Genomic DNA, 745 nt, shown 5'->3' with positions numbered 1-745 from the left:
CCGCAGTTCGCCCAGTTGGGCCTGGGCAACCTGGGCAGCCTCAGCAGCAACGTCGTCTCGGCCGGTGCCGGGCAGGCCACCCAAGTCGGGGGTTTGTCGGTGCCCCAGCAGTGGGCCACGCTGACCTCGGCGGTCAGCCCGGCCAACGCCGAGGCCGAGGCGCTGCCGGTGCAGGCCGGCGCGGCCGGCAACCCTCCGGCCAACGCCCTGCTGCGCGGCATGCCCACCGGCGTCATGGGCCGCCGCGCCGGCGCCGCCGCGGGCTACTCCCACAAATACGGCTTCCGCTACAGCGTCCTAACCCGACCCCCATCGGCCGGATAGCGGGACGACATGAGTGCTGACCATTTCACTTATCCGCGGCGGGATTTTATTCGGCTGGCGCCACGCTCGAACCCGGTCCCGAGGACAGCGCTGCGGCCCGGGCTCGACCACGGCGTCGGAGCACGCGGTCGCGACGAACGCCTCGCTCCAGCTCATGGCCGGCAAGCGACCAGCGGCCCGATGACTGATCAACCCTGCCGCGCCGCGCGGCAGGAACGACCCATAGGCCTACGCGCACCGGCGGCCGCCCACGCTGCGGGGGTCGGGCGCCCAGGCGACCCGCCGTCACCGATTTACCGTCAGTCAATACCCGAGCCAAGCGGCCAAGGTTAAGGAGTAATTCGTGTTTGATTTTGGGGCGCTTCCGCCGGAGGTTAATTCGGCGCGGATTTATGCCGGTCCGGGGTCGGGGTCGTTGATG

General features: G+C 70.2%; 2 protein-coding genes. Both read left to right on the top strand.

Translation table 11 applies throughout. The annotated features are described in order from the left end of the window. Nucleotides 1–324 (top strand): PE/PPE C-terminal domain-containing protein (locus A9X03_RS09995; protein WP_197696049.1); only part of this gene is annotated, 324 nt, incomplete at its 5' end. Nucleotides 325–667: 343 nt separating this feature from the next. Then, nucleotides 668–745: PPE domain-containing protein (locus A9X03_RS28365; protein ID WP_156737066.1), on the top strand; the 78-nt coding region annotated here is incomplete at its 3' end.

This window comes from Mycobacterium sp. E1715, assembly GCF_001667625.1.
GTDB lineage: Bacteria > Actinomycetota > Actinomycetes > Mycobacteriales > Mycobacteriaceae > Mycobacterium.
This window is presented reverse-complemented; position numbering and strand designations above follow the sequence as displayed.